Genomic DNA, 20,632 nt, shown 5'->3' on the forward strand with positions numbered 1-20,632 from the left:
CAAGGCCTGCTCCTACGCCTCTTGCAGGAGCCGGCCTTGCCGGCGAAGCACCCGTTCAACCTGCGCAAAATCCGGCCTTGCCAGCACCTGCGGCTGAACACAGCTCGCCTGCAGGTCCGCCAGTTCCTCTGACGCCTCCTCGCAACACGCCAGCAGTTCCCCCAGCAACACCCCGAACGCCCGCACCTCGATACGCTGCAATGCGTCTGCTGCAACACTGCCATCCTGCGCAAAGAACGATGCCGCGCCAAAGTCCCCGAGCACCGCGTTGCCCTGTGCATCGCACAGGATGTTGTGCGCGTACAGGTCGCCGTGGGTGATGCCGCGCTGGTGCAGGTGCGCTGCGACCGACGCGATGGCCGTCGCCAGCCGGGTTGCGGCTTGCAGGCCAAGGCACAGGTCAGGCGGGTAGACGTCTCGGGTGCAGGTTTGCAGGCTGGGCGGCCCGGCCAGGGCAGACAGGTGGGTGCCCACCAGCGCCATCAGCAACCCCGGCACCTGGTGCGGGTGGTTGGCTACCTGCCCCAGCAGCGGGATCAGGTTCGGGTGGGCGCCAGCTGCCACGCACGCCTGCATTTCGTTGAGCGGCGAGCCATCGCTGGTCATCTGGCCCTTGTACAGCTTGAGCGCCGCCTTTCGGCCCGCCACCTGCACGCGGTGAATCACCCCGGAGGCGCCCTGGCCCAGCACCTCGCCCAGCTCTAGGGCGTGCCAGTCGATGGCGTCGCACCGGCCCGGCGCCTGCGGCGCCGCAAGGCCCTGGGGCAAGGGGTTGCCGGCATACGCCAGCCACGCCAGGCGGGGCATCGTCAGCAGCCACTGGGGCAGTTCGCTCAACCGGTTGGCCGACACCCGCAGCAGTTCGAGCCGCTGGCACCGCGCAAGGCTGGCCGGCAGGGCGCGCAGGCGGTTGCCCGCCAGCATCAGCTTTTGCAGCTGCTGGCAGTCGCCCAGTGCGTCGGGCAACTGTTCAAGGCAATTCTCGGTCAGCACCAGTGCCCGCAGGTTGGGGCCCAATGCGGCGGCCGGCAGGTGCGTGATGCGGTTGTTGCGCAACCCGACCATTTCCAGGCGCAGGCACTGGCCTACGCTGGCCGGCACCTCGGTGAACCGGTTGTGGGAGCAGAACAGCACCTTGAGCTGGTGCAGCCGGCCCAGGTCATGGGGCAGGCTGCTCAACGCATTGCCGCTCAGGTTGAGCACTTCGAGGCTGTCGGCCAGTTCGAAGATCTCATCCGGGAACTGCGTGAGCCCGCAGCTCAGGTCGAGGCGGGTGGCACCTGCCAGGCGGCCGCGCCTGAGGTCGTCGAGGGTGTGCATGAAGGGGCTGCAAGGGCAATGAAGACGGCGGCGATGATACCCGACTTAAGTACCATGGCAGGCGCGCAATTGGCGTCCATACTCGATATTCGCCCTTTTAATAACAACAAAGTTCAGGGTTACCGATCGATGACTTACCAGCACAGCTACGACCGCTCCATTGCCGACCCCGCCGCGTTCTGGGCCGAACAGGCTGACCACCTGGCCTGGTACCGCAAGCCTGCGCAGACCCTTGTGGCCAACCCCGACGGCACCCACCAGTGGTTTGCCGACGGGCAACTCAACAGCTGCTACCTGGCCCTCGACCACCAGATCGAGCAGGGCCGTGGCGAGCAGACCGCGCTGATCTACGACTCGCCCGTCACCGACACCCGCCAGACCTTCACCTTCGTGCAACTGCGCGACGAGGTGGCGCGCCTGGCCGGCCTGCTGCGCGAGCTGGGGGTGAAGCAGGGCGATGGGGTGATCATCTACATGCCGATGGTGCCGCAGGCGGCCATGGCAATGCTGGCCTGCGCCCGTATCGGCGCGGTGCATTCGGTGGTGTTCGGTGGCTTTGCCGCCAACGAACTGGCCCTGCGCATCGACGATGCGCGGCCTGCGCTGCTGCTCACCGCCTCCTGCGGGCTGGAGTTCGACCGCGTCATCGAATACAAGCCGTTGGTGGACAAGGCCTTGCAACTGGCCACCCACCAGCCCCGCCAGGTGCTGGTGCTGCAGCGCCCGCAGGCCCGCGCCGAGCTGCGCGAAGGCCGCGACCTGGACTGGCAGGCGGCAGTGGCTGCGGCCAGCCCGGTGCCACCGGTGGCCTTGGCCGCAGGCGACCCGCTGTACATCATGTACACCTCCGGCACCACCGGCAAACCCAAGGGCATCGTGCGTGAGAACGGCGGCAACGCCGTGGCACTGCGCTTTGCCCTGCGCCATATCTACGGCATGCAGCCGGGGGATGTGTGGTGGGGCATCTCTGACGTGGGCTGGGTGGTGGGGCACTCGCTGATCGTCTACGGGCCGCTGATGAACGGCTGCACCACGGTGTTCTACGAGGGCAAGCCGATCCGCACCCCGGACGCTGCCGCCTACTGGCGCGTGGTGGAGCAGTACCGGGTCAACGGGCTGTTCTGCGCACCCACGGCCATGCGCGCAATCCGCAAGGAAGACCCGCAGGGCGAGCTGTTCAAGCGCCATGACCTGAGCTCGCTGCGCCAGATCTTCCTGGCCGGGGAAAAACTCGACTCCAGCACCCATCAATGGCTGGAGGCGGCCAGCGGCAAGGCCGTGCACGACCACTGGTGGCAGACCGAAACCGGCTGGCCGGTGACCGCGCCCTGCGTCGGGCTGGAGGGTTGCGGAGTGCGTCCGGGTTCGAGCAACCGCGCCGTGCCGGGTTACCACGTGCGCGTGCTGGACGACGACGGGCACCTTCTGGGCCCCAACGAGCAGGGTGCCATCGTGATCGCACTGCCGCTGCCGCCCGGCTGCAGCCAGACGCTGTGGGGCGACCATGCGCGCTACCTGCAGGCCTACCTGCACAGCCACCCCGGCTATTACCACACCGGCGATGGCGGCTACCTCGACGAGGACGGTTTCGTCTACATCATGGGGCGCACCGATGACGTGATCAACGTGTCCGGGCACCGGCTGTCCACCGGCGAGATGGAGGACCTGGTGGCGCGCCACCCGGCGATTGCCGAGTGCGCGGTAGTGGGGGTGCGCGACGAAATCAAGGGCCAGGTGCCGTTGGGCCTGGTGGTGCTCAAGGACGGGGTCAGCCTGAGCGAGCAGCAGTTGCAGGCCGAACTGGTGGCCAGCGTGCGCGAGCAGATCGGCGCGCTGGCCTGCTTCAACCAGGTGCGGGTGGTCAAGCGCCTGCCCAAGACCCGCTCGGGCAAGATTTTGCGGGCGGTGCTGCGCAAGATCGCCGACCACCAGCCCTACACCCCGCCCTCGACCCTGGACGACCCGGCCGTGCTGGCCGAGATCGAAGGGGTGCTGGCCAGCCTGGCGCGGGCCAGCTGAGGGTCAACCCGGGCAGGCCACCGGGCCCAGCACATTGAGCTGGCCCAGCCGGCTGCGGGTGCGGGCCAGGTCGATGGCGCTGCCGCCCAGGCTTTCGCACAGCGAGGCCTGGCCGACCAGCACCAGATGCTTGTCCTGGTCATACAGCACGTCCACCAGGTTGATGAAGCGCTGCTGCGCCGCCATCGAGCACTGCGCCAGGTCCGGCAGGTGCTCGATCACCCAGTGGTCGTAGCGGCGCGCCAGCTCCAGGTAGTCCATCACCGCCGTGGGTTGCTCGCAGATCGCCTCGAAGCTGAAGCCTACCGCGCGCTCCTGGCTGAACAGGGCGTGCAGCGAGCGCTTGCCCACCTGCAGCCTTACCGGCGCGCCGGCGTGATCCAGGCCGGCGGCATGGCGCTGCGCCGGGCTGCCGGGCCAGAGGTAGTGACCCTGGGTGAAGCGCTGCTGGCTGCCGGAGGCCGGGTGGCTGCGGTAGTCCTGCTCGCCGCCCACTTCAAGCACCTGCATGTGCGCCTCGATCAGGCGGATCACCGGTTCGAAGCGCTGGTGGTAGAGCGGGTTGGGCAGCAGCCCGGCAGGCGGGTAGTTGGAGGTCAGCAGCACGAACACGCGGCGCTCGAACAGCGCCTTGAACAGGCCGGTGATGAGCATCGCGTCGCCGATGTCGTGCACGTGGAACTCGTCGAAGCACAGCACCTGGCAGCCTTGCAGCAGCTCGTCCAGGGTCGCGCCCAGCGCATCGTCCTGCTGGCGATGGCGGAACATGCCCTCGTGCAACTGGGCGAAGAAATCGTGAAAGTGCAGGCGGCGCTTGTGCGGATGCTCCAGCGACTGGAAGAAGCCGTCCAGCAGCCAGCTCTTGCCCCGTCCCACCGCCCCGTACAGGTACAGGCTGCGCGCCGTGCCGTCAGCCAGGTGCGCGGCCTGCTCGGCCATGCAGGCGATCACCCGCTGCTGGCCGTGGCTCAAGGTATAGCCCTGCTCATCGGCCTTTCGTCGGAAGAATTCATCGACTTCAACAGCCGCCAGGCGCTTGGCCGGCGGGTGTGCACGGGCAGCCAGGCGCTGGCGCAGGGCGCGCAGCGGCGAACGGATCCAGGACGGCGGTAAGGCGGTCAATCTCAGGCTCCTTGGGGGTACCGGGCACAGGGGCCGGCTGAGTGGGCGGCGCTAATGTACCGAATAGGGGGTTGGGCTGCCAGTCATGTCGTGCCTGGCAGGTCATGTAGGAAGGTTCTTGTACGCGGCCTATACATTTCCGAGCTTGCTGGCAGGTTTTTCTTCGGCTGCTACCCTCTGGAACAGATGGATCCTGTATTGCAAGGAGGGTAACGGTGAAGGGACGCTCTCTGGCTGCGCTGCTCGGGCTGGTTGTTGCAGACGCTGCCGCCGCCGCAGATTTTCTGGTGGAAGTTCGCGTGGATGTACAGCGTGGTTGCCAGCTGGTGCACCAGACCCGCGATGCCGGCGCCCAGGCCCAGGGCCTGCTCGACTTCGGCCGTACCGCGCGCCTGGACGATCCGCAAGGCCCGCTGACCGGCGCCTTGCTGCAACAACGCCCCCCACGTCTGGAATGCAACCCCGACACGCTGTACCAGGTAAAGGTCGATGGCGGCCAGCATGGCGGCGTCGGCGAGGTGCGCTACCTGGCCAGCGACACGCCAAAGGCCCGTCCCATCCCGTACCGCCTCTACCAGGACCCGGCCTGGCGCACTCCGCTGGCGGTGAACATCGCCCAGCACGCACGCGTACCCGACTCAGGGTCGGTGGAACTGCCGCTGTACGCCCGCATCGACACCCTGGCCCAGGTGCCCCGTGTCGGCCATTACTCGGACTTGCTCAAGGTGACCGTCACCTGGTGACCCTGTGCGTGCTAAAGGAACTGGCAGCATGAAGACATCGCAGATTCTGTTGATCAGCCTCGGGCCCTTGCTGTTGTGTCCGATGGCCAATGCCGCCCTCAGCGGGCATATCCAGGCACGCCTGGTAATCAGCGCAGCCTGCCAGATCAGCAATGTGCCGGACGACAGCCCGGCCGGTGGCGGCCTGGGCCTGCTGGACTTCGGCACCCAGGGGCCAAGCTGGGCCCGCCCGCTGAGCGCCAACCTCGACCAGACCGGCGGCAGCGGCACCCTGCAGGTCAGCTGCAACCCCTCGGTGCGGGCCTTCACGGTGAGCATCAATGGCGGCAGCAACGATGCCAACGGCGTGCGCCGCCTGCGCAACGGCAGCGAGCTCATCCCCTACCAGCTGGCGGCCGATCCAAGCGGTGCAGTGCGCTACGGCATCGGCCAGCAGCGCAACTTCTCGATCAGCAGCGCTGCGCAAATCCCCATACCGATCTACGGCGCCGTGGTGGCACACCCCAGGGCGCTGCCAGCCGGCATCTACCGTGACACCCTGATGGTGACCCTGGACTGGTAACAACAAGGAGTGACTCATGCATCCCAACGTCTCACGCATACTCTTCGCCGGGCTTGGCCTGGCCCTTGCCAGCCAGGCCCAGGCGGCCACGGTCACGGGCAATATCAACGCCACCCTGACCCTGACCGCGGCCTGTCAGGTGAACGGTTCGACCGCCACCACCGGGGTCAACTTCGGTAACCTGGATTTCGGCTCGCAGATTGCCCTGTTCACCGAGGCCAGCGCCCAGGTGATCGGCACCGGTGGTGGCGGCGCCATCAGCGTGCTGTGTTCGCCCGGCGCCACGCCGGTGGTGAAGGTGGGCGCAGGCGCGCATGACGCGGCCACCACCGGTGGCAGCCGCGCGCTGGCCATGGGCACCAACTACGTGCCCTATGACTTCTATACCGATGCCGGGCACACCAATCTGCTGGCAATCAACGGCACCATCACCCTCGCCACCAGCACCGGGGTGGCGCAGACCGTCAACCTGTACGGCCGCGCCGTGGGCAAGCCGTCGCTGCCGCCAGGGGTGTACACCGACACGGTGGCGGTCGAGCTGAGCTTCTAGGTCATGCGCCGGTTGCTCGGTGGCCTTGCGGTGCTGGCCTGGGCAGTGCCCATGCCGCTGGATGCCGCGCTCACCAGCACGCTTCAGGTCAGCGCAACGATTGCGGCAGGTTGCCTGGTGGTGGGCGGCGCCAGCAACTACGGCACCCTGGACTTCGGCACCCGTCCGGCGCTCGGCGCTGCCAGCGTGAACACCCAGCTGGCCGGCACCACGGTGACCCTGCAATGCACGCCCGGGGTGGCCCTGAAGATGAGCGTCGACGGTGGCCTGAACAACAACGGGGTACGCAACCTCAAGCGCACCAGCGGTACCTCGCTGGTGGCCTATCAGTTGTACCGCGACGCGGCCTTGTCCCAGGTGCTGGGCATCGGTCAGCTCGTGGCGGTCAGTTACAGCGATCCGACGGCGATCAAGCTGCCGGTGTATGCGCAAGCCCAGTTACCCGGCGTGTTGCCGGCGGGCACCTACACCGACGTGGTGCAAGTGGTGTTGTCCTGGTGAGTGCGCTCCCGGGGTTGTATCGGAACAAGCCAAAGGAGAGGGTGCATGGCGCTGTACGCACGTGGATGGCAAGGGATGGGCAAGTGGCTGCTGGTGGGCGCCTTGCTCGGCGCAGGGGGCGCCCAGGCGGCCACATCGGTGTTGATCTGGCCGATCGACCCGGTGCTGGAGGCCGACCAGAAGGCCGGGGCGTTGTGGTTGGAAAACCGTGGCACCACCCCGGCTAACCTGCAGGTCAGGGTGTTCGCCTGGCGCCAGGACGGGTATGACGACCAGTTCCAGCCCCAGCGCGAGATCATCGGCAGCCCGCCGGTGGCGACCATCAAGCCGGGCGAGAAACAGCTGATTCGCCTGACCCGCACCGGCCAGTCGCCGGCCGGCCAGGAACAGGCCTACCGCATCATCATCGACGAAATCCCACCCGCCCTGCCGGCCAGCGATGCGCAGACGTCCCAGGCACAGATCCGCTTCCAGATGCGCTACTCGGTGCCATTGTTCGTCTACGGCCAGGGGCTGTGGAGCAAGCCGGACGCCGAGGGCAAGCGTGATGCAGCGGGCGTGGGCACGCCGTTGCTGAGCTGGCGACAGGTATCGCAGCAGGGCAAGCCCTTCGTCGAGATCCGCAACGTGGGGCCGGTGCATGCGCGCCTCACCGATGTGGTGATGCAGCAGGGCGCCCAGAGCAAGCCGCTGGTCGACGGCTTGCTGGGTTATGTACTGCCCGGCGCGAGCATGCGCTGGCCGGCACCTGCAGCAGCCTCGGCGGCCAGTGTGCTCAAAGGGCGCGTCAACGGGGCCGAGCCGCCCCAGACCATCAACCAGGGCCACTGAGCCCGGCGCCTCAAGGGCGCATGAAGATGGAGCAGGGGCCAGGGAGGACCCGGACATGGTGGGACGGCGTGCGTGAGTACTTCTCTGGCCTGCACCCGCAGTGTGACGCTGGCGGTGCTGCTGGCGGGCAGCGCGGTCGCAGGCGAACTGCCGCCACCCCCTGCGAGTATGGAGGCTGTCGCCGATGCGCCGTTGTACCTGGAACTGGTGGTCAACCAGATGAGCAGCGCTAGCGTGGTGCTGGTGCACCAGCGGGCCGGGCGCCTGTACATGGCCACCGCCGACCTGCAGGCGGCGGGCGTGCAACTGCCTGGGCAGCCCGGCCCGGAACTTGCGCTGGACGCCATCGATGGCTTGCACAGCGAGTACGACAGCCAGAACCAGCGGCTGCTGGTGCAGGTGCCGGCGGCGTGGCTGCCCAACCAGCGTATCGGCGAGCGCTCGCTGGGGCCGGCCGGCGAGGCGTTGAGCAGTTTCGGCGCCTTGCTCAACTACGACGCCTACTTCAACGACACCGATGAGGGGGGCACCTACCTGGCAGCCTGGAACGAACTGCGGGTGTTCGACAGCTGGGGCACCTTCTCCACCACCGGGCAGTGGCGCCAGCGCCTCGGCGGGGCAGGCTACGAAGGCGCCCAGGAAGGTTTTCGGCGGTACGACACCACCTGGCGCTACACCGACGAGGCGCGCCTGCTGACCTTCGAGGCCGGCGATGTGCTGACCGGCGCCTTGCCCTGGACCAGCTCGGTGCGGGTGGGCGGGGTGCAGCTGTCGCGGGACTTTGCCGTGCGCCCGGACCTGGTGACCTACCCCTTGCCGGCCTTCGCCGGTGAAGCCGCGGTGCCCTCGTCGGTGGACCTGTTCATCAATGGCTACAAGAGCGCCAGTGCCGACCTGCAGCCAGGCCCCTATACCCTGACCAACGTGCCGTTCATCAACGGTGCCGGCGAGGCGGTGGTGGTGACCACCGACGCCCTTGGCCGGCAGGTCTCGACCACGTTGCCGTTCTACGTCACCAGCAGCCTGCTGCAACAGGGGCTGGCGGACTTCTCGGTGGCGGCCGGCGCCCTGCGCCGCGACTATGCCGTGCGCGACTTTGCCTACGGCCCCGGTGTTGCGGCGGGCAGCCTGCGCTATGGCCTGACCGACTACTTCACGCTGGAAAGCCATGCCGAGGCGGCCGGGTCCCTGGGCCTGGGCGGGCTGGGCGGCAACCTGCGGGTGGGCAACTTCGGCGTGCTCAACACGGCGCTGAGCCAGAGCCGCTTCGAAGGCCGCAGTGGCCAGCAGTTGAGCCTGGGCTACCAGTACAACAACCGCTGGCTGGGCTTCAACTACCAGCGCCTGGAGCGTCATGGCGACTACGCCGACCTGTCGCTGGTCGACAGCCCGTATATCCGCCTCAGCCAGCGCAGCGAGCAGGTCACCCTGAGCCTCAACCTGCAACGCTATGGCAGCCTGGGGGCGGGCTACTTCGATGTGCGCGCCGCCGACAACTCGCGCACGCGCCTGCTCAACCTCAGCTGGAGCAAGCCGCTGTGGGGCAACAGCAGCCTGTACCTGTCGGCCAACCGCGACCTGGACGACAGCCAGTGGGCGGTGCAGGCGCAGGTGGTGGTGCCCTTCGACCTGCACGGCACGCTGGCCCTGAGCCTGGAGCGCAACCAGCAGGGCGAGAACCTGCAGCGGGTCAACTACAGCCGCGCCGTACCCGCCCAGGGCGGCGTGGGGTTCAACCTGGGCTATGCCGGCGGCGACCGTGAAACCTACCGTCAGGCCGACCTGACCTGGCGCCTGCAATCGGTGCAGTTGCAGGCCGGGGTGTACGGCAGCAGCGACAACATGACCCGCTGGGCCGACGCCAGCGGCTCGGTGGTGCTGATGGACGCCGGGGTGTTCGCGGCCAATCGCATCGACGACGCCTTCGTGCTGGTCAGCACCGAAGGCTTTGCCGATGTGCCGGTGCGCTACGAGAACCAGGTGGTGGGGCACACCGACAGCCAGGGGCACCTGCTGGTGCCCTACGGCAGCGGCTACTACCGCGGCAAGTACGAGATCGACCCGCTGGAACTGCCCCCCGATGTGCGCTCGCCGAATGTGGAGCAGCGCGTGGCGGTAAGGCGCGGCGCCGGCTACCTGCTGGAATTTCCGTTGCGCCGGGTACTGGCCGCCAGCGTGGTGCTGGTGGATGCCGGCAACAACGAACTGGCCGTGGGCAGCCAGGTACGCCACGAGCAGAGCGGCGCGCTGGCGGTGGTGGGCTGGGATGGCCTGGTGTACCTGGAGGACCTGAGCGAACACAACAGCCTGGTGGTGCAACTGGCCGGAGGCGGCAGTTGCCGGGTGCAGTTCGAGCTCAAGGCGCAGGCCGACCAGGTGCCGCTGATCGGCCCGCTGGTGTGCCAGTGAAGCGCCGGCTGACGGGGCTGCTTGCGCTGCTGGCACTGCTGGCCGGCATGCGCGCCCACGCGCTGTGCCAGGTGCTGGCAACCACGCCGGCCACTTTCGGCCTGGTCAACTCCACCCTGATACGCACCACGGTGCAGACCACCACGGCGCCCAGTGCCGGCTTGAGCTGCACCGGTTCGCTGCTGACCCTGCTGCGTTCGGATGACTCCTTCAAGGCCACCTTCACCGCCAACAACGGCACCACCGGGCTGGTGGGCCCCACCGGCGACGTCATCCTCTACACGCTGTACGCCAACAACAGCACCAGCTACCCGATCACCCGGGGCCAGCCCTACGATTTTGCGCGCAACGGCATCATCGATGCCCTGGGCCTGCTCGGCGGCACCTCGCCCAAGACCGTGCCCATCTACCTGCGCACGCAAATGACCAGCAACGTGGCGGCCGGCCTGTACCAGGAGACGTTCACCGTGGCCTGGAGCATCGACTATTGCTGGGGGCTGGGTCTGGGCAGCGCCTGTCTGGGGCGGCAGGTGTTCAACGCCACTACCACCCTGACCATCAACCTGACCGTCACCAACGACTGCCAGATCAGCTCACCCAACATCGTGTTCGGCAGCGCGCCGGTGGTCAGCGGGTTCGCCACGGTGAGCCAGAACGTCAACCTGGCCTGTACCAAGGGCAGTGCCTACACGGTGGGGCTGGATGACGGGCAGAACGTGGCAGGCGGGCGTCGGCGCATGAAGTCCAGCGCCGGCAACTACCTGGCCTATGACATCTTCAAGAGTGGCGGGGGCGTGCGCTGGGGCAGCCTGAGCAGTGCGCGGCGCGCCAGCAGCGACGCCGACATCAACCCGGGCAACGGCAATGGCAGTGGCAGCGCGGCCGGCAGCCAGGTGTTCAACTACAACGCCAGGGTCTACACCGACCAGGCCACGCCGCCGGCCGGCGACTACCTGGACAGCGTGATACTCGACGTGCAGTTCTGAGCCGGCTGGCGCACGGTGCGCCACCAGTACCCCAGTGCCAGCACATTCAACCCCGCGCCCAGCGCGCATACCAGCAGCCAGCCGCCCCAGGCGTAGGCCAGCGTCGAGGCCAGCGAGCCCAGTGCACTGCCGATGGAGTAGAACAGCATGTAGGCGGCGGTGAGCCGGCTGTGGGTATCGGCCGGCAGGCGGTAGATCAGGCTCTGGCTGGCCACGTGCAGCGCCTGCAGGCCCAGGTCGAACACCACCACCCCCAGCAGCAGTGCCCACAGCGATTGCTGGGTGAGGGCGATGGCGCCCCATGAACCGATCATCAGCAGCAGCGAGAGGCCGCTGACCCGTTGCCCCAGGCCACGGTCGGCCAGCCCGCCGGCACGCGCGGCGGCCAGCGCCCCGGCTGCGCCGGCCAGGCCGAACAGGCCCACCTCGGTTGCCGACAACGACAGCGGCGGGGCGCTCAGGGGCAGTACCAGCGGGGTCCACAGCACCATGGCCGAAGCGAAGCTGAGCATCGCCAGCAGGGCCCGCTGGCGCAGCACCGGCTGCTCGCGCACCAGTTGCCACAACGACACCAGCAGCGCGCCGTAGCCAGTGTTGGGGCGCGCAGCCGTGTGTGCGGGCAGCACGCGCCACAGCAGCAAGGTCATCAGCAGGGTCAGCGCTGCCGACAGGGCGTAGATCGAGCGCCAGCCGGCCAGATCGGCCATCGCCCCGGACAGGGTGCGGGCCAGCAGGATGCCGATCACGATACCGCTGGTGACCATGCCCACCACATGCCCGCGTTCGGTGTCGGCCGATACGCTGGCGGCATGCGCCACCAGCAGTTGCGCCACCACCGCCAACAGGCCGGTCAGGGCCATGCCGACAAACAGCCAGGCGCTGCTGGTGGCCAGCGCGATCATCAGCAGGGCCAGCACCGACAGCAGCGACTGCAGCACGATCAGCCGGCGCCGCTCGAACAGGTCGCCCAGAGGCACCAGCAGTATCAGGCCCAGGCCGTAGCCCACCTGGGTCAGGGTCACCACCAGCCCCACCAGCGCCGGGTCGATGGCGAAGTCGCGGGCCATCGCGTCCAGCAGTGGCTGGGCGTAATACACGTTGGCCACCGCCAGTGCGCAGGCGACGGAGAACAGCAGGGCGAGCCACGGCGAAAGCCGGGGCGCAGGGGAGGCGGGCATGGCGATATCCTATGTGGTTGCATAATGAAACTGGTTGTATGCTGAGAGGACCGGTTTTATATTGCAACTACTTTTTTCAGCCTGCCGAGAGCGATCATGGTTCAACGTACCCGCCTGCAAGATGCCGAATGCCCGGTGGCCCGGTCACTGGACGCGATCGGTGACTGGTGGTCGCTGTTGATCGTGCGTGATGCGTTTGATGGCTTGCGCCGCTTTGGCGAGTTCCAGCGCAACCTGGGCATGGCCAAGAACATTTTGGCCTCGCGCTTGCGCCAGTTGGTGGAGCACCGGATTCTGGAGCTGGTGCCGGCGTCGGATGGCAGCGCGTACCAGGAGTACGTGCTGACCGAGAAGGGGCGCGGGTTGTTTCCCTTGATCGTGGGGCTGCGCCAGTGGGGCGAGGCGTTTTTCTACCAGCCTGGCGAGGCGCATTCGGTGCTGGTGGACCGCCAGAGCGGGGCGCCGGTGGGCCCGCTGCAGCTGCGAGCGGCGGATGGGCGGGTGCTGGGGCCGGATGATTGCGTGCGGGTGGCGGGGCCGCCGCCGGCCTGACCTGCCTCATCGCGGGTCAGGCCGCTCCCACAGGGCACTGCAAGCCTTGTGGGAGCGGGCTTGAACCGCGATGGGGAGCGCTGCGGGGTGACGGTGCGCCAGCCCCTAGCGCAGCGCTGCGACCAGCTTCGCCAAGGTGTCGATCACCGCGCTGCCCAGCGCCTTGGAGCGTTCACCCGACCAGCCGGTCACCGCATCGGGCGCGTCGTCGTGGTCCTTGAACGGCATCTCCAGGGTCAGCGACAGGCAGTCATGCGCCTGGCCCACCGCATTGCACGCCAGGGTCATGTTGGCCTGCCCAGGCTTGCTGCGCGGGTAGCCGTGGGTGGTCTGGAAGTCCCGGGTCACGCTGCACAGGGTGCTGCGAAAACGCTCCTCCAGCGCCGCGATCCGATCCGTGTAGCCCGGGTTGCCTTCGCACCCGGCCGTGAACACATGGGGTATTTCCTCATCGCCATGGGCATCCAGGAACAGGTCCACGCCATACAGCTTCATCTGCTGCTGGGCGAACAGCACCTCAGGGGTGTGTTCGATGTTCGCATCCTGCCAGGCGCGGTTGAGGTCCTTGCCCCTGGCATTGGTGCGCAGGTGCCCGGCAGCGGCACCGTCCGGGTTCATGTTGGGGATCAGGTACAGGTCGGCGACCGCCAGCAGGGCCTGCACGGTGGCATCGTTACCCTGTATGCGGTCGATCACGCCCTCCATGAACCACTCGGCCATGTGCTCGCCGGGGTGCTGCTGGGCGATGATCCACAGCTTGCGCTTGCCCGCGCCCCCGTCGCCCGCCCGCAGCAACGGGATATCGCGCCCTTCGACGCTGCGCCCGGTGGCCAGCAGTTCGACGCCCGGCAAGGCGCTGGCGCGTTCGATCAGCTGATTGTGCCGCGCGCGCGGGTAGGGCTCGAAATAGGCGAACCAGGCCTGTGTTTCGCGGGGCTCAAGGCTGAAGTGCAGGGCCTTGCCGTCGTAGCGGGTCGGCACGCGAAACCAGTTCTGCTGGTCGTAGGACGCTACCGCCTGGTAGCCCTCCCATGCGGCGCTATAGGACGACTGGCTGGCGTTGTCCAGGCTGAAGGCGTGGGTATGCCCGGGCGTCAGCCCGCTGGCCTTGAAGTGAAACCACTGGAAATGCCCGCTGTGGGTGTCGGGGCGGATGTTCAGGTGAATCCGGGACGGGTTGCCGGCATCGACGAGCAGGATGTTGCCGGCATCGAATGCGCAATCGATGCTAACGGGGGACAGCGTCACGGTCATGGCCAGGCTCCGGTAGAGTTGTTGTGCCAACCACTCTACACCCCTGGATCACGACCAGAAACCGATCGCCAGCGCCGCTGCCAACCCCAGGCCGAGCGCCACCGAGCAGCCTCCCAGCGAAACACCGGCCCAGGCCTGGCGATACCAGTGCCCATCGCCCAGTTGCCGGGCCGGTGCCAGCAGGTTGCGCCAGCGCAGTTCGGTGGCATGGAACGCATGCAGGTGTTCGGGGGCGGCATCCAGCCAGCGGCGAAAGTCGATGCGCTCGCTGGCGGTGATGTCCGGGCTCTGCAGGCGCACATACCATTGCGCCGCCGCAGTGCTGGAGGCGCTGCGCACCGGCAGGGCGGCCTGCAGTACCTGGCCCATGTGCCGTTCCACGGTAGGTGCGCCGATGTCCAGGCGCTGGGCGATGGCGGCGAACGACAGTTGATCGAGGCGATTGAGCAGGAACACCTGCTGTACCCGGCGTGGCAGCTTTTTCAGGCGCACGAGCAGGGCATCTTCGCCGAGGTCGGCGCTATCGTGATGGTGTTCAAGGGGCAGCAACAGACGGGTCATGTACGAGCTCCTTGCAGAAAGAAACGACTGAAGAGAAGGGGGCGTCTTCCCTGACGCTGCGACAGCTTAATCTACATGAGATTGATTCTCAAGTGCTGAATCAGCAAAGGCTTGTCTCGGGGTTACATATCGAGACATACATTTGCTATCATCGCTGCCATTCAAGCACCACCCGCCTTCATTAGCCTGAAGAGCCAAAAAAAAAGACCCGGCAAAAAGCCGGGTCAAAAACCGTGATTAGCCTGATGAGGAGATAATCTGAGAGTCCGACCTAAGGGCTTTCAGTTATCCAACCAGTCTCGCGACCAGTTGTTTGCAATAATAATCGTTCTCATTTTCAAGTCAAATGAATTTTCTGTTATCCAGCAAAAAATTCCGCATCGCTGTGCCTGGTCGTTGAACCACGGCCTGCCCCACCGCCGTTCCCGTTGCCCATCATCCCTCCCTTGATTGAAGCTCCTGCCGCCTGGCCTGTTCCGCGAGGCTGCGGTCCAGCAGCGCCCTGGCCATGTTGATCATGTGCATCACCGAGAAGGCCATGTCCCGTGAGTTGCCCTTGAGGTTGTCGGCCGACTCATAGGCGCTGGCTGCGGCGCAGCGCAGCATGCTCGAGGCGTGTTCGGTGGCCGCTTCGGCCGAGAGGTCCTGGCGGGCGATGAACAGCTGGTCGTCCGTGTGGCTGACCGTAGATGGGGTAGGGTTGAGGTAATAGTCCAGTGCGCGGCGTGCCGCTTCGCTGTCGAGGTCGTTGAAAGGGGGTGGGGTCATGGGGCTGCCTTCCTTGTGGTGAGTAGGAAAAGATTACCCTTCAATCCTAAGTACATGTTGTATTGTATTCCATCGCTTAAATACTACAGATTATGTATTGAGTCGCTGCTGTCAGTCCGTATCGTGCCAGCGATGAAAAAATGGAATGAACTGGCGAAAGCCAGAATGCGCGAGCTGGGCCTCACGCAGGAGAAACTGGCCGAACGCCTCGGGGTGACCCAAGGTGGCGTTGGCCATTGGATTCGGGGAAGGAACAACCCACCGCTGGCCACCATCGACGAGATCCTGCGCATACTGGGCATGGGGCGCATGGGCGTGGTCTGCGACGACGCCGTCGCGGAGCCGTCCGGGGTCTATGCCACACCGGCGCTGGGTGCATTCCGCTACCCGCTGTCGGACTGGGAGCACCTGGCCGAGCCTGTCGAAGGCGCGCCGACCGTGCTCAGCGACCACCTGGCCGATGGCCCGTGCTACTGGCTGACGGTGGAAGGTGACGCGATGAATTCGCCCATGGGCCTGAGCGTGCCGGCGGGCATGATGGTGCTGGTGGACAGCGGTCGAACCGCCGAGATCGGCGCGCTGGTGATCGCGCGCCTGCCCGGCAATCCTGTCGCGGTGTTTCGCCAGCTGGTCGAGGAGGGTGGTCAGCGGTACTTGCAGCCGCTCAATCCCACCTGGCCCAAACTGACGTGGGAGGAGGGCACCGAGGTGCTCGGTGTGGTGGTGCAGGCGTCTATCCGGCTGGGCTGAAAAGCGTCGCTGGCAAGCCGGCCCACGCAGGGTTTCGTGGCGCCCACAAAACCCTGTGCAGGTGCAGCGCCGTCAGCCTTCCTGAACCTCCAGCTCCACCAGCGCGGCCCCTTCGCTGACCATCTCACCTTCCTGGCAATACAGCGCCTTGACCGTCCCGGCCTGGGGTGCGCGGATGCTGTGCTCCATCTTCATGGCCTCCAGCACCACCAGTTGCGTGCCGGCCTCGACCACCTGACCGACCTCCACCAGTACCCGCACGATGCTGCCGTTCATGGGCGCACTCATGCCGCCCTGGTGCGCATGGCCGGCGTCCGCCTCGGCAATCGGGTCGAAAGCGCTTACCCCGTGCAGCTCGCCATCCCACTCCAGATACAGCGTTTGCCCACGGCGCACGGCCAGGTGCCTGCGCCGCACGCCTTCGTGCTCGATCACCAGGTGCTCGCCGTCCATGCGCGCGGACACCGACCCGGGGTTCAGGCTCAGTGCCCGGTCTTCGCCATTGCAGCGCAGGTGCAGGGCGGTCTGCGCCGGTACGCCCGGCCTGAAACCGGTGGCGGCTGCCCACGGCGAGTGCCGGTCATCAGCGCGCACGCAGGCGGGGCGCGATTGCTGGAAGGCCTGCCCGGCGGCCTGCCAGAACGCTGTCGGCAACGCGACGGGGGCGGGCAGCAGTTGATCCTGATAGCGCGGGATGAACCCGGTATCCAGTTCGGCCTCGGCAAAGGCGCGGTGGGCCAGGATGCGGCGCAGGAAGGCGATGTTGGTCTTAAGGCCGCCAATGGCGAAGCTGTCGAGCATCGCCAGCAGGCGCAGGCGTGCCTGTTCCCGGTTCTCGCCCCAGGCAATCAGCTTGCCCAGCATCGGGTCGTAGAACGGCGAGATGCTGTCACCTTCGCACACGCCGCTGTCGACCCGGCGCCCTTCGCCCGGCGCCGACTCGCGGTACAGCGCCAGGTGCCCGGTGGCCGGCAGAAAGTCGTTGGCCGGGTCCTCGGCGTACAGGCGTACCTCGATGGCATGTCCGTGCAGCGGCACCTGATCCTGCGTCAGCGGCAGCGCCTCGCCGCATGCCACGCGGATCTGCCAGGCCACCAGGTCCAGGCCGGTGATCGCCTCGGTCACCGGGTGCTCCACCTGCAGGCGGGTGTTCATTTCCATGAAGAAGAATTCGCCGCGGGCATCGAGCAGGAACTCGACCGTGCCTGCGCCCACATAGCCGATGGCCTTGGCCGCACGTACCGCCGCCTCGCCCATGGCCTGGCGCTGCGCCGGGCTCAGGCCGGGGGCCGGGGCTTCCTCGACCACCTTCTGGTGACGACGCTGGATCGAGCAGTCGCGCTCGTTCAGGTACAGGCAGTTGCCATGCTGGTCGGCGAACACCTGGATCTCGACGTGACGCGGCTTGAGCACGTACTTTTCGACCAGCATGCGTGCGTCGCCGAACGACGACAGCGCTTCACGCTGGGCCGAGGCCAGGGCTTCACCCAGCTGGCTTTCCTGCTCGACCACCTTCATGCCCTTGCCACCGCCACCGGCGGTGGCCTTGAGCAGTACGGGGTAGCCGATGCGCTGGGCGGCCGCGCGGAAGGTCTCCAGGTCCTGGGCTTCGCCGTGGTAGCCAGGCACCAGCGGTACCCCGGCCACTTCCATCAGCGCCTTGGCCGCCGACTTGCTGCCCATTGCGTCGATGGCACTGGCCGGCGGGCCGAGGAAGATCAGCCCGGCCTCTTCGATGGCCCGGGCAAAGCCTGCGTTCTCAGACAGAAAGCCGTAGCCCGGGTGTATCGCCTGGGCGCCGCTGGCCTTGGCCGCGGCAATCAGCCTGGGGATGTCCAGGTAGCTCTCGGCCGCCTTGGCGCCACCCAGGTCAACCCGGATATCCGCTTCGCGGCTGTGCCGCGCATCGCGGTCGATGGCGCTGTGCACGGCCACGGTGGTCAGGCCCATGGCCTTGGCGGTGCGCATCACGCGGCAGGCGATCTCGCCACGGTTGGCGACCAGCAGGGTGGTCAGCAGAGGGCGGCTCATGGGCGTGGCTCCTTGTCCGAAGCGGGGGTTTGCCAGGCTGGCGTGCGTTTTTCGAGGAAGGCGCGCAGGCCCTCCTGGCCTTCGGCGCTCACGCGGATACGCGCAATGGCGCCTTCACAGTAGCGGCGCAGGGCAGGGGTGAGCTCACCATTGCCCACTTCGCGCAGCAGCTCCTTGCTGGCGCACATGGCCTGCGGGCTGTTGAGCAGCAGGTTGTCGACCCAGCGCTCGACCTCGGCATCCAGGTGCGCGGCCGGGCAGGTTTCGGCCAGCAGGCCCAGTTCGCGGGCCCGCTCGCCGCTGAAGCGTTCGGCGGTCAGGGCATAGCGGCGGGTGGCGCGCTCGCCCATGGCCTGCACCACGAACGGGCTGATCACCGCCGGCGCCAGGCCGATGCGCACTTCAGACAGGCACAGCTGCGCGTCGTCGGCACCGATGGCCATGTCGCAGCAACTGATCAGCCCCACGGCACCGCCGAAGGCTGCGCCCTGGACCACCGCCAGGGTCGGCACCTTGAGCCGCGCCAGGTTGTACATCAGCTCGGCCAGCTCGCGGGCGTCGTCCAGGTTGGTGTTGTAGTCCAACTGCGCCGACTGCTGCATCCAGGCAAGGTCGGCGCCGGCACTGAAGTGCCGGCCGCGCCCGCGCAGCACCATGAAGCGCAGGCTGGCGTCGTTGCCGATCTGGTCGATGGCGATGATCAGTTCGCGGATCATCTGCGCGTTGAAGGCGTTGTTCTTGGCCTCGCGGCTCAGCCACAGGGTGGCGAAGCCGCGCGGGTCGCGAATCAGTTCAAGGGTAGAGAAGTCGCTCATCGGTCACATCCGGAAAATGCCGAAACGGCTCGGTTCGATCGGGGCATTGAGGGCTGCCGAGAGGGCCAGGCCGAGAATCTCGCGGGTTTGCGCAGGGTCGATGACGCCGTCGTCCCACAGCCTTGCGCTGGAATAGTAGGGGTGGCCCTGGTGTTCGTACTGGTCCAGGATCGGCTGCTTGAGCTGCGCCTCGTCCTGCGGGCTGAAAACCTGGCCGCTGCGCTCGCTCTGTTCGCGCTTGACCTGGGCCAGCACGCCTGCGGCCTGTTCGGCGCCCATCACGCCGATGCGCGCGTTGGGCCACATCCACAGAAAGCGCGGGTCGTAGGCACGCCCGCACATGCCATAGTTGCCGGCACCGAAGCTGCCGCCGATGATCACGGTGAACTTGGGCACCTGGGCGCAGGCCACTGCGGTCACCAGCTTGGCGCCATGCTTGGCGATGCCGCCGGCCTCGTACTTCTGGCCCACCATGAAGCCGGTGATGTTCTGCAGGAACAGCAGCGGGATGCCGCGCTGGCAGGCCAGCTCGATGAAGTGCGCGCCTTTCTGCGCGGCCTCGGCGAACAGGATGCCGTTGTTGGCCAGAATCGCCACCGGGTAGCCGTGCAGGTGGGCAAAGCCGCACACCAGCGTGGTACCGAACAGCGCCTTGAACTCGTCGAACAGCGAGCCGTCCACCAGGCGCGCGATCACCTCGCGCACATCGAACGGCTGCTTGGCATCGGCCGGCACCACGCCGTACAGCTCGTCGGCTGCGTACAGCGGGGCGATCGGGGTGCGCACCTGCAGCTGGCCCAGCTTGCGCCAGTTGAGGTTGGCCACGCAGCGCCGGGCGATGGCCAGGGCGTGTTCGTCGTTGTCGGCATAGTGGTCGGCCACGCCGCTGACCTTGCAGTGCACGTCGGCACCGCCCAGGTCTTCGGCGCTGACCACCTCGCCGGTGGCGGCTTTGACCAGCGGCGGGCCGGCCAGGAAGATGGTGGCCTGCTGGCGCACCATGATCGCCTCGTCGGCCATGGCCGGCACGTAGGCACCGCCGGCGGTGCACGAGCCCATCACCACGGCGATCTGCGGGATGCCCTGGGCGCTCATGGTGGCCTGGTTGAAGAAGATGCGGCCGAAGTGCTCGCGGTCGGGGAACACCTCGTCCTGGCGCGGCAGGTTGGCGCCGCCGGAGTCCACCAGGTACACGCAGGGCAGGCGGTTCTGCTGGGCGATGGTCTGGGCGCGCAGGTGCTTCTTGACGGTCAGCGGGTAGTACGAGCCGCCTTTGACGGTGGCGTCGTTGGCCACGATCATGCACTCCACGCCCTCGATGCGGCCGATGCCGGCGATCACGCCGGCGGCAGGCACGTCTTCGCCGTACACCTCGTGGGCGGCCAGCTGGCCGATCTCCAGAAACGGCGAACCGGGGTCGAGCAGGCGGTCGATGCGGTCGCGCGGCAGCAACTTGCCGCGTGAGGTGTGGCGCTCCTGGGCCTTGGGCCCGCCGCCCTGGTGCACGCTGGCGAGCAGGTCACGCAGGCCTTGCACCTGTTCGAGCATGGCCGCGCTGTTGAGCGCGAATTCGGGCGCGCGGGGGTTCAACTGAGACTTCAGAATCATCGTGGCTCCTGGCGCAGCTTCAAGCGGCAAGCTCCAAGCTGCAAGAGTGGGTCTGCGTTATGGCGGCGTTGC

The 20,632-nt window shown here is 67.2% G+C and carries 19 protein-coding genes; 10 read left to right on the top strand and 9 right to left on the bottom strand.

The window, feature by feature from the left end:
• Positions 1-12 precede the first annotated feature (12 nt).
• Positions 13-1,320 carry a leucine-rich repeat-containing protein kinase family protein gene (locus N0B28_RS11405; protein ID WP_275731851.1) on the bottom strand — a complete coding sequence of 436 codons (1,308 nt, stop codon included), beginning with the start codon at positions 1,318-1,320 and terminating at the stop codon, positions 13-15.
• 129 nt (positions 1,321-1,449) lie between these two features.
• Between N0B28_RS11405 and N0B28_RS11410 the strand changes: the two genes are divergently transcribed.
• Positions 1,450-3,339, top strand: coding sequence for a propionyl-CoA synthetase (locus N0B28_RS11410; RefSeq protein WP_078481714.1), 1,890 nt, complete (start codon positions 1,450-1,452; stop codon positions 3,337-3,339).
• A 3-nt stretch (positions 3,340-3,342) separates the two neighbouring features.
• On the opposite strand, the gene zapE is transcribed toward N0B28_RS11410, so the two are convergent.
• Complete coding sequence (zapE, locus tag N0B28_RS11415; protein ID WP_253086962.1) at positions 3,343-4,416, bottom strand: cell division protein ZapE; 1,074 nt, start codon at positions 4,414-4,416, stop codon at positions 3,343-3,345.
• Between the two features lie 260 nt (positions 4,417-4,676).
• Here zapE and N0B28_RS11420 point away from each other — a divergent pair, with 260 nt between their 5' ends.
• From N0B28_RS11420 to N0B28_RS11450, 7 genes are all read left to right on the top strand, one after another.
• Positions 4,677-5,204 carry a spore coat U domain-containing protein gene (locus N0B28_RS11420; RefSeq protein ID WP_275731854.1) on the top strand — a complete coding sequence of 176 codons (528 nt, stop codon included), beginning with the start codon at positions 4,677-4,679 and terminating at the stop codon, positions 5,202-5,204.
• 28 nt (positions 5,205-5,232) lie between these two features.
• Positions 5,233-5,766, top strand: a complete 534-nt coding sequence (locus tag N0B28_RS11425; RefSeq protein ID WP_043863971.1) for a spore coat U domain-containing protein — start codon at positions 5,233-5,235, stop codon at positions 5,764-5,766.
• Between the two features lie 16 nt (positions 5,767-5,782).
• A complete protein-coding gene (locus N0B28_RS11430) occupies positions 5,783-6,316 on the top strand; it encodes a spore coat U domain-containing protein (RefSeq protein WP_043863970.1) in 534 nt (177 codons plus the stop codon).
• Positions 6,317-6,319: 3 nt separating this feature from the next.
• Positions 6,320-6,817 carry a spore coat U domain-containing protein gene (locus tag N0B28_RS11435; protein ID WP_043863969.1) on the top strand — a complete coding sequence of 166 codons (498 nt, stop codon included), beginning with the start codon at positions 6,320-6,322 and terminating at the stop codon, positions 6,815-6,817.
• A gap of 75 nt (positions 6,818-6,892) precedes the next feature.
• Positions 6,893-7,648, top strand: coding sequence for a molecular chaperone (locus tag N0B28_RS11440; RefSeq protein ID WP_043864089.1), 756 nt, complete (start codon positions 6,893-6,895; stop codon positions 7,646-7,648).
• 168 nt (positions 7,649-7,816) lie between these two features.
• Entirely contained in the window at positions 7,817-10,057 is a 2,241-nt protein-coding gene (locus N0B28_RS11445) for a fimbria/pilus outer membrane usher protein (protein WP_116055334.1), read from the top strand.
• A gap of 47 nt (positions 10,058-10,104) precedes the next feature.
• Complete coding sequence (locus N0B28_RS11450; protein WP_058540526.1) at positions 10,105-11,043, top strand: spore coat U domain-containing protein; 939 nt, start codon at positions 10,105-10,107, stop codon at positions 11,041-11,043.
• Here the strand turns inward: N0B28_RS11450 and N0B28_RS11455 are convergent.
• On the bottom strand, positions 11,007-12,221 hold the full coding sequence (locus tag N0B28_RS11455) for an MFS transporter (protein WP_043863968.1): 1,215 nt from the start codon (positions 12,219-12,221) through the stop codon (positions 11,007-11,009). The two genes, N0B28_RS11450 and N0B28_RS11455, sit on opposite strands and share 37 nt — an antisense overlap.
• Positions 12,222-12,317: 96 nt before the next feature.
• Here N0B28_RS11455 and N0B28_RS11460 point away from each other — a divergent pair, with 96 nt between their 5' ends.
• Positions 12,318-12,773 (top strand): helix-turn-helix domain-containing protein, encoded by a 456-nt coding sequence (locus N0B28_RS11460; RefSeq protein WP_043863967.1) that lies wholly within the window; start codon positions 12,318-12,320, stop codon positions 12,771-12,773.
• Between the two features lie 105 nt (positions 12,774-12,878).
• Here the strand turns inward: N0B28_RS11460 and N0B28_RS11465 are convergent, their stop codons facing one another.
• From N0B28_RS11465 to N0B28_RS11475, 3 genes are all read right to left on the bottom strand, one after another.
• Complete coding sequence (locus N0B28_RS11465; protein WP_043863966.1) at positions 12,879-14,027, bottom strand: M14-type cytosolic carboxypeptidase; 1,149 nt, start codon at positions 14,025-14,027, stop codon at positions 12,879-12,881.
• Positions 14,028-14,075: 48 nt separating this feature from the next.
• Positions 14,076-14,588: a DUF4880 domain-containing protein gene (locus tag N0B28_RS11470; protein ID WP_043863965.1), complete on the bottom strand. Its 513-nt coding sequence runs from the start codon at positions 14,586-14,588 to the stop codon at positions 14,076-14,078.
• A 435-nt stretch (positions 14,589-15,023) separates the two neighbouring features.
• Positions 15,024-15,356: a DUF3077 domain-containing protein gene (locus N0B28_RS11475; RefSeq protein ID WP_054914395.1), complete on the bottom strand. Its 333-nt coding sequence runs from the start codon at positions 15,354-15,356 to the stop codon at positions 15,024-15,026.
• A gap of 132 nt (positions 15,357-15,488) precedes the next feature.
• Here N0B28_RS11475 and N0B28_RS11480 point away from each other — a divergent pair, with 132 nt between their 5' ends.
• Positions 15,489-16,106, top strand: coding sequence for a S24 family peptidase (locus N0B28_RS11480; RefSeq protein ID WP_078481708.1), 618 nt, complete (start codon positions 15,489-15,491; stop codon positions 16,104-16,106).
• A 72-nt stretch (positions 16,107-16,178) separates the two neighbouring features.
• Here the strand turns inward: N0B28_RS11480 and N0B28_RS11485 are convergent, their stop codons facing one another.
• The 3 genes from N0B28_RS11485 to N0B28_RS11495 are packed head-to-tail and all read right to left on the bottom strand — an operon-like array spanning position 16,179 to position 20,560.
• Positions 16,179-18,137, bottom strand: a complete 1,959-nt coding sequence (locus N0B28_RS11485) for an acetyl/propionyl/methylcrotonyl-CoA carboxylase subunit alpha (protein WP_275731857.1) — start codon at positions 18,135-18,137, stop codon at positions 16,179-16,181.
• On the bottom strand, positions 18,134-18,952 hold the full coding sequence (locus N0B28_RS11490) for a gamma-carboxygeranoyl-CoA hydratase (protein ID WP_254999835.1): 819 nt from the start codon (positions 18,950-18,952) through the stop codon (positions 18,134-18,136). Before N0B28_RS11490 ends, N0B28_RS11485 begins: the two co-directional genes overlap by 4 nt.
• Before the next feature lie 3 nt (positions 18,953-18,955).
• A complete protein-coding gene (locus N0B28_RS11495) occupies positions 18,956-20,560 on the bottom strand; it encodes a carboxyl transferase domain-containing protein (RefSeq protein ID WP_043863960.1) in 1,605 nt (534 codons plus the stop codon).
• Positions 20,561-20,632 lie beyond the last annotated feature (72 nt).

The organism is Pseudomonas sp. SD17-1 (genome assembly GCF_029201585.1).
GTDB lineage: Bacteria > Pseudomonadota > Gammaproteobacteria > Pseudomonadales > Pseudomonadaceae > Aquipseudomonas > Aquipseudomonas palmensis.

Excerpts from the sequence above, each read along its gene's own strand:
- N0B28_RS11405 (WP_275731851.1), bottom strand. The coding sequence starts at position 1,320 with ATGCACACCCTCGACGACCTCAGGCGCGGCCGCCTGGCAGGTGCCACC.
- N0B28_RS11410 (WP_078481714.1), top strand. The coding sequence starts at position 1,450 with ATGACTTACCAGCACAGCTACGACCGCTCCATTGCCGACCCCGCCGCG.
- N0B28_RS11425 (WP_043863971.1), top strand. The coding sequence starts at position 5,233 with ATGAAGACATCGCAGATTCTGTTGATCAGCCTCGGGCCCTTGCTGTTG.
- N0B28_RS11430 (WP_043863970.1), top strand. The coding sequence starts at position 5,783 with ATGCATCCCAACGTCTCACGCATACTCTTCGCCGGGCTTGGCCTGGCC.
- N0B28_RS11435 (WP_043863969.1), top strand. The coding sequence starts at position 6,320 with ATGCGCCGGTTGCTCGGTGGCCTTGCGGTGCTGGCCTGGGCAGTGCCC.
- N0B28_RS11440 (WP_043864089.1), top strand. The coding sequence starts at position 6,893 with ATGGGCAAGTGGCTGCTGGTGGGCGCCTTGCTCGGCGCAGGGGGCGCC.
- N0B28_RS11445 (WP_116055334.1), top strand. The coding sequence starts at position 7,817 with ATGGAGGCTGTCGCCGATGCGCCGTTGTACCTGGAACTGGTGGTCAAC.
- N0B28_RS11450 (WP_058540526.1), top strand. The coding sequence starts at position 10,105 with ATGCGCGCCCACGCGCTGTGCCAGGTGCTGGCAACCACGCCGGCCACT.
- N0B28_RS11455 (WP_043863968.1), bottom strand. The coding sequence starts at position 12,221 with ATGCCCGCCTCCCCTGCGCCCCGGCTTTCGCCGTGGCTCGCCCTGCTG.
- N0B28_RS11460 (WP_043863967.1), top strand. The coding sequence starts at position 12,318 with ATGGTTCAACGTACCCGCCTGCAAGATGCCGAATGCCCGGTGGCCCGG.
- N0B28_RS11465 (WP_043863966.1), bottom strand. The coding sequence starts at position 14,027 with ATGACCGTGACGCTGTCCCCCGTTAGCATCGATTGCGCATTCGATGCC.
- N0B28_RS11470 (WP_043863965.1), bottom strand. The coding sequence starts at position 14,588 with ATGACCCGTCTGTTGCTGCCCCTTGAACACCATCACGATAGCGCCGAC.
- N0B28_RS11475 (WP_054914395.1), bottom strand. The coding sequence starts at position 15,356 with ATGACCCCACCCCCTTTCAACGACCTCGACAGCGAAGCGGCACGCCGC.
- N0B28_RS11480 (WP_078481708.1), top strand. The coding sequence starts at position 15,489 with ATGAAAAAATGGAATGAACTGGCGAAAGCCAGAATGCGCGAGCTGGGC.
- N0B28_RS11485 (WP_275731857.1), bottom strand. The coding sequence starts at position 18,137 with ATGAGCCGCCCTCTGCTGACCACCCTGCTGGTCGCCAACCGTGGCGAG.
- N0B28_RS11490 (WP_254999835.1), bottom strand. The coding sequence starts at position 18,952 with ATGAGCGACTTCTCTACCCTTGAACTGATTCGCGACCCGCGCGGCTTC.
- N0B28_RS11495 (WP_043863960.1), bottom strand. The coding sequence starts at position 20,560 with ATGATTCTGAAGTCTCAGTTGAACCCCCGCGCGCCCGAATTCGCGCTC.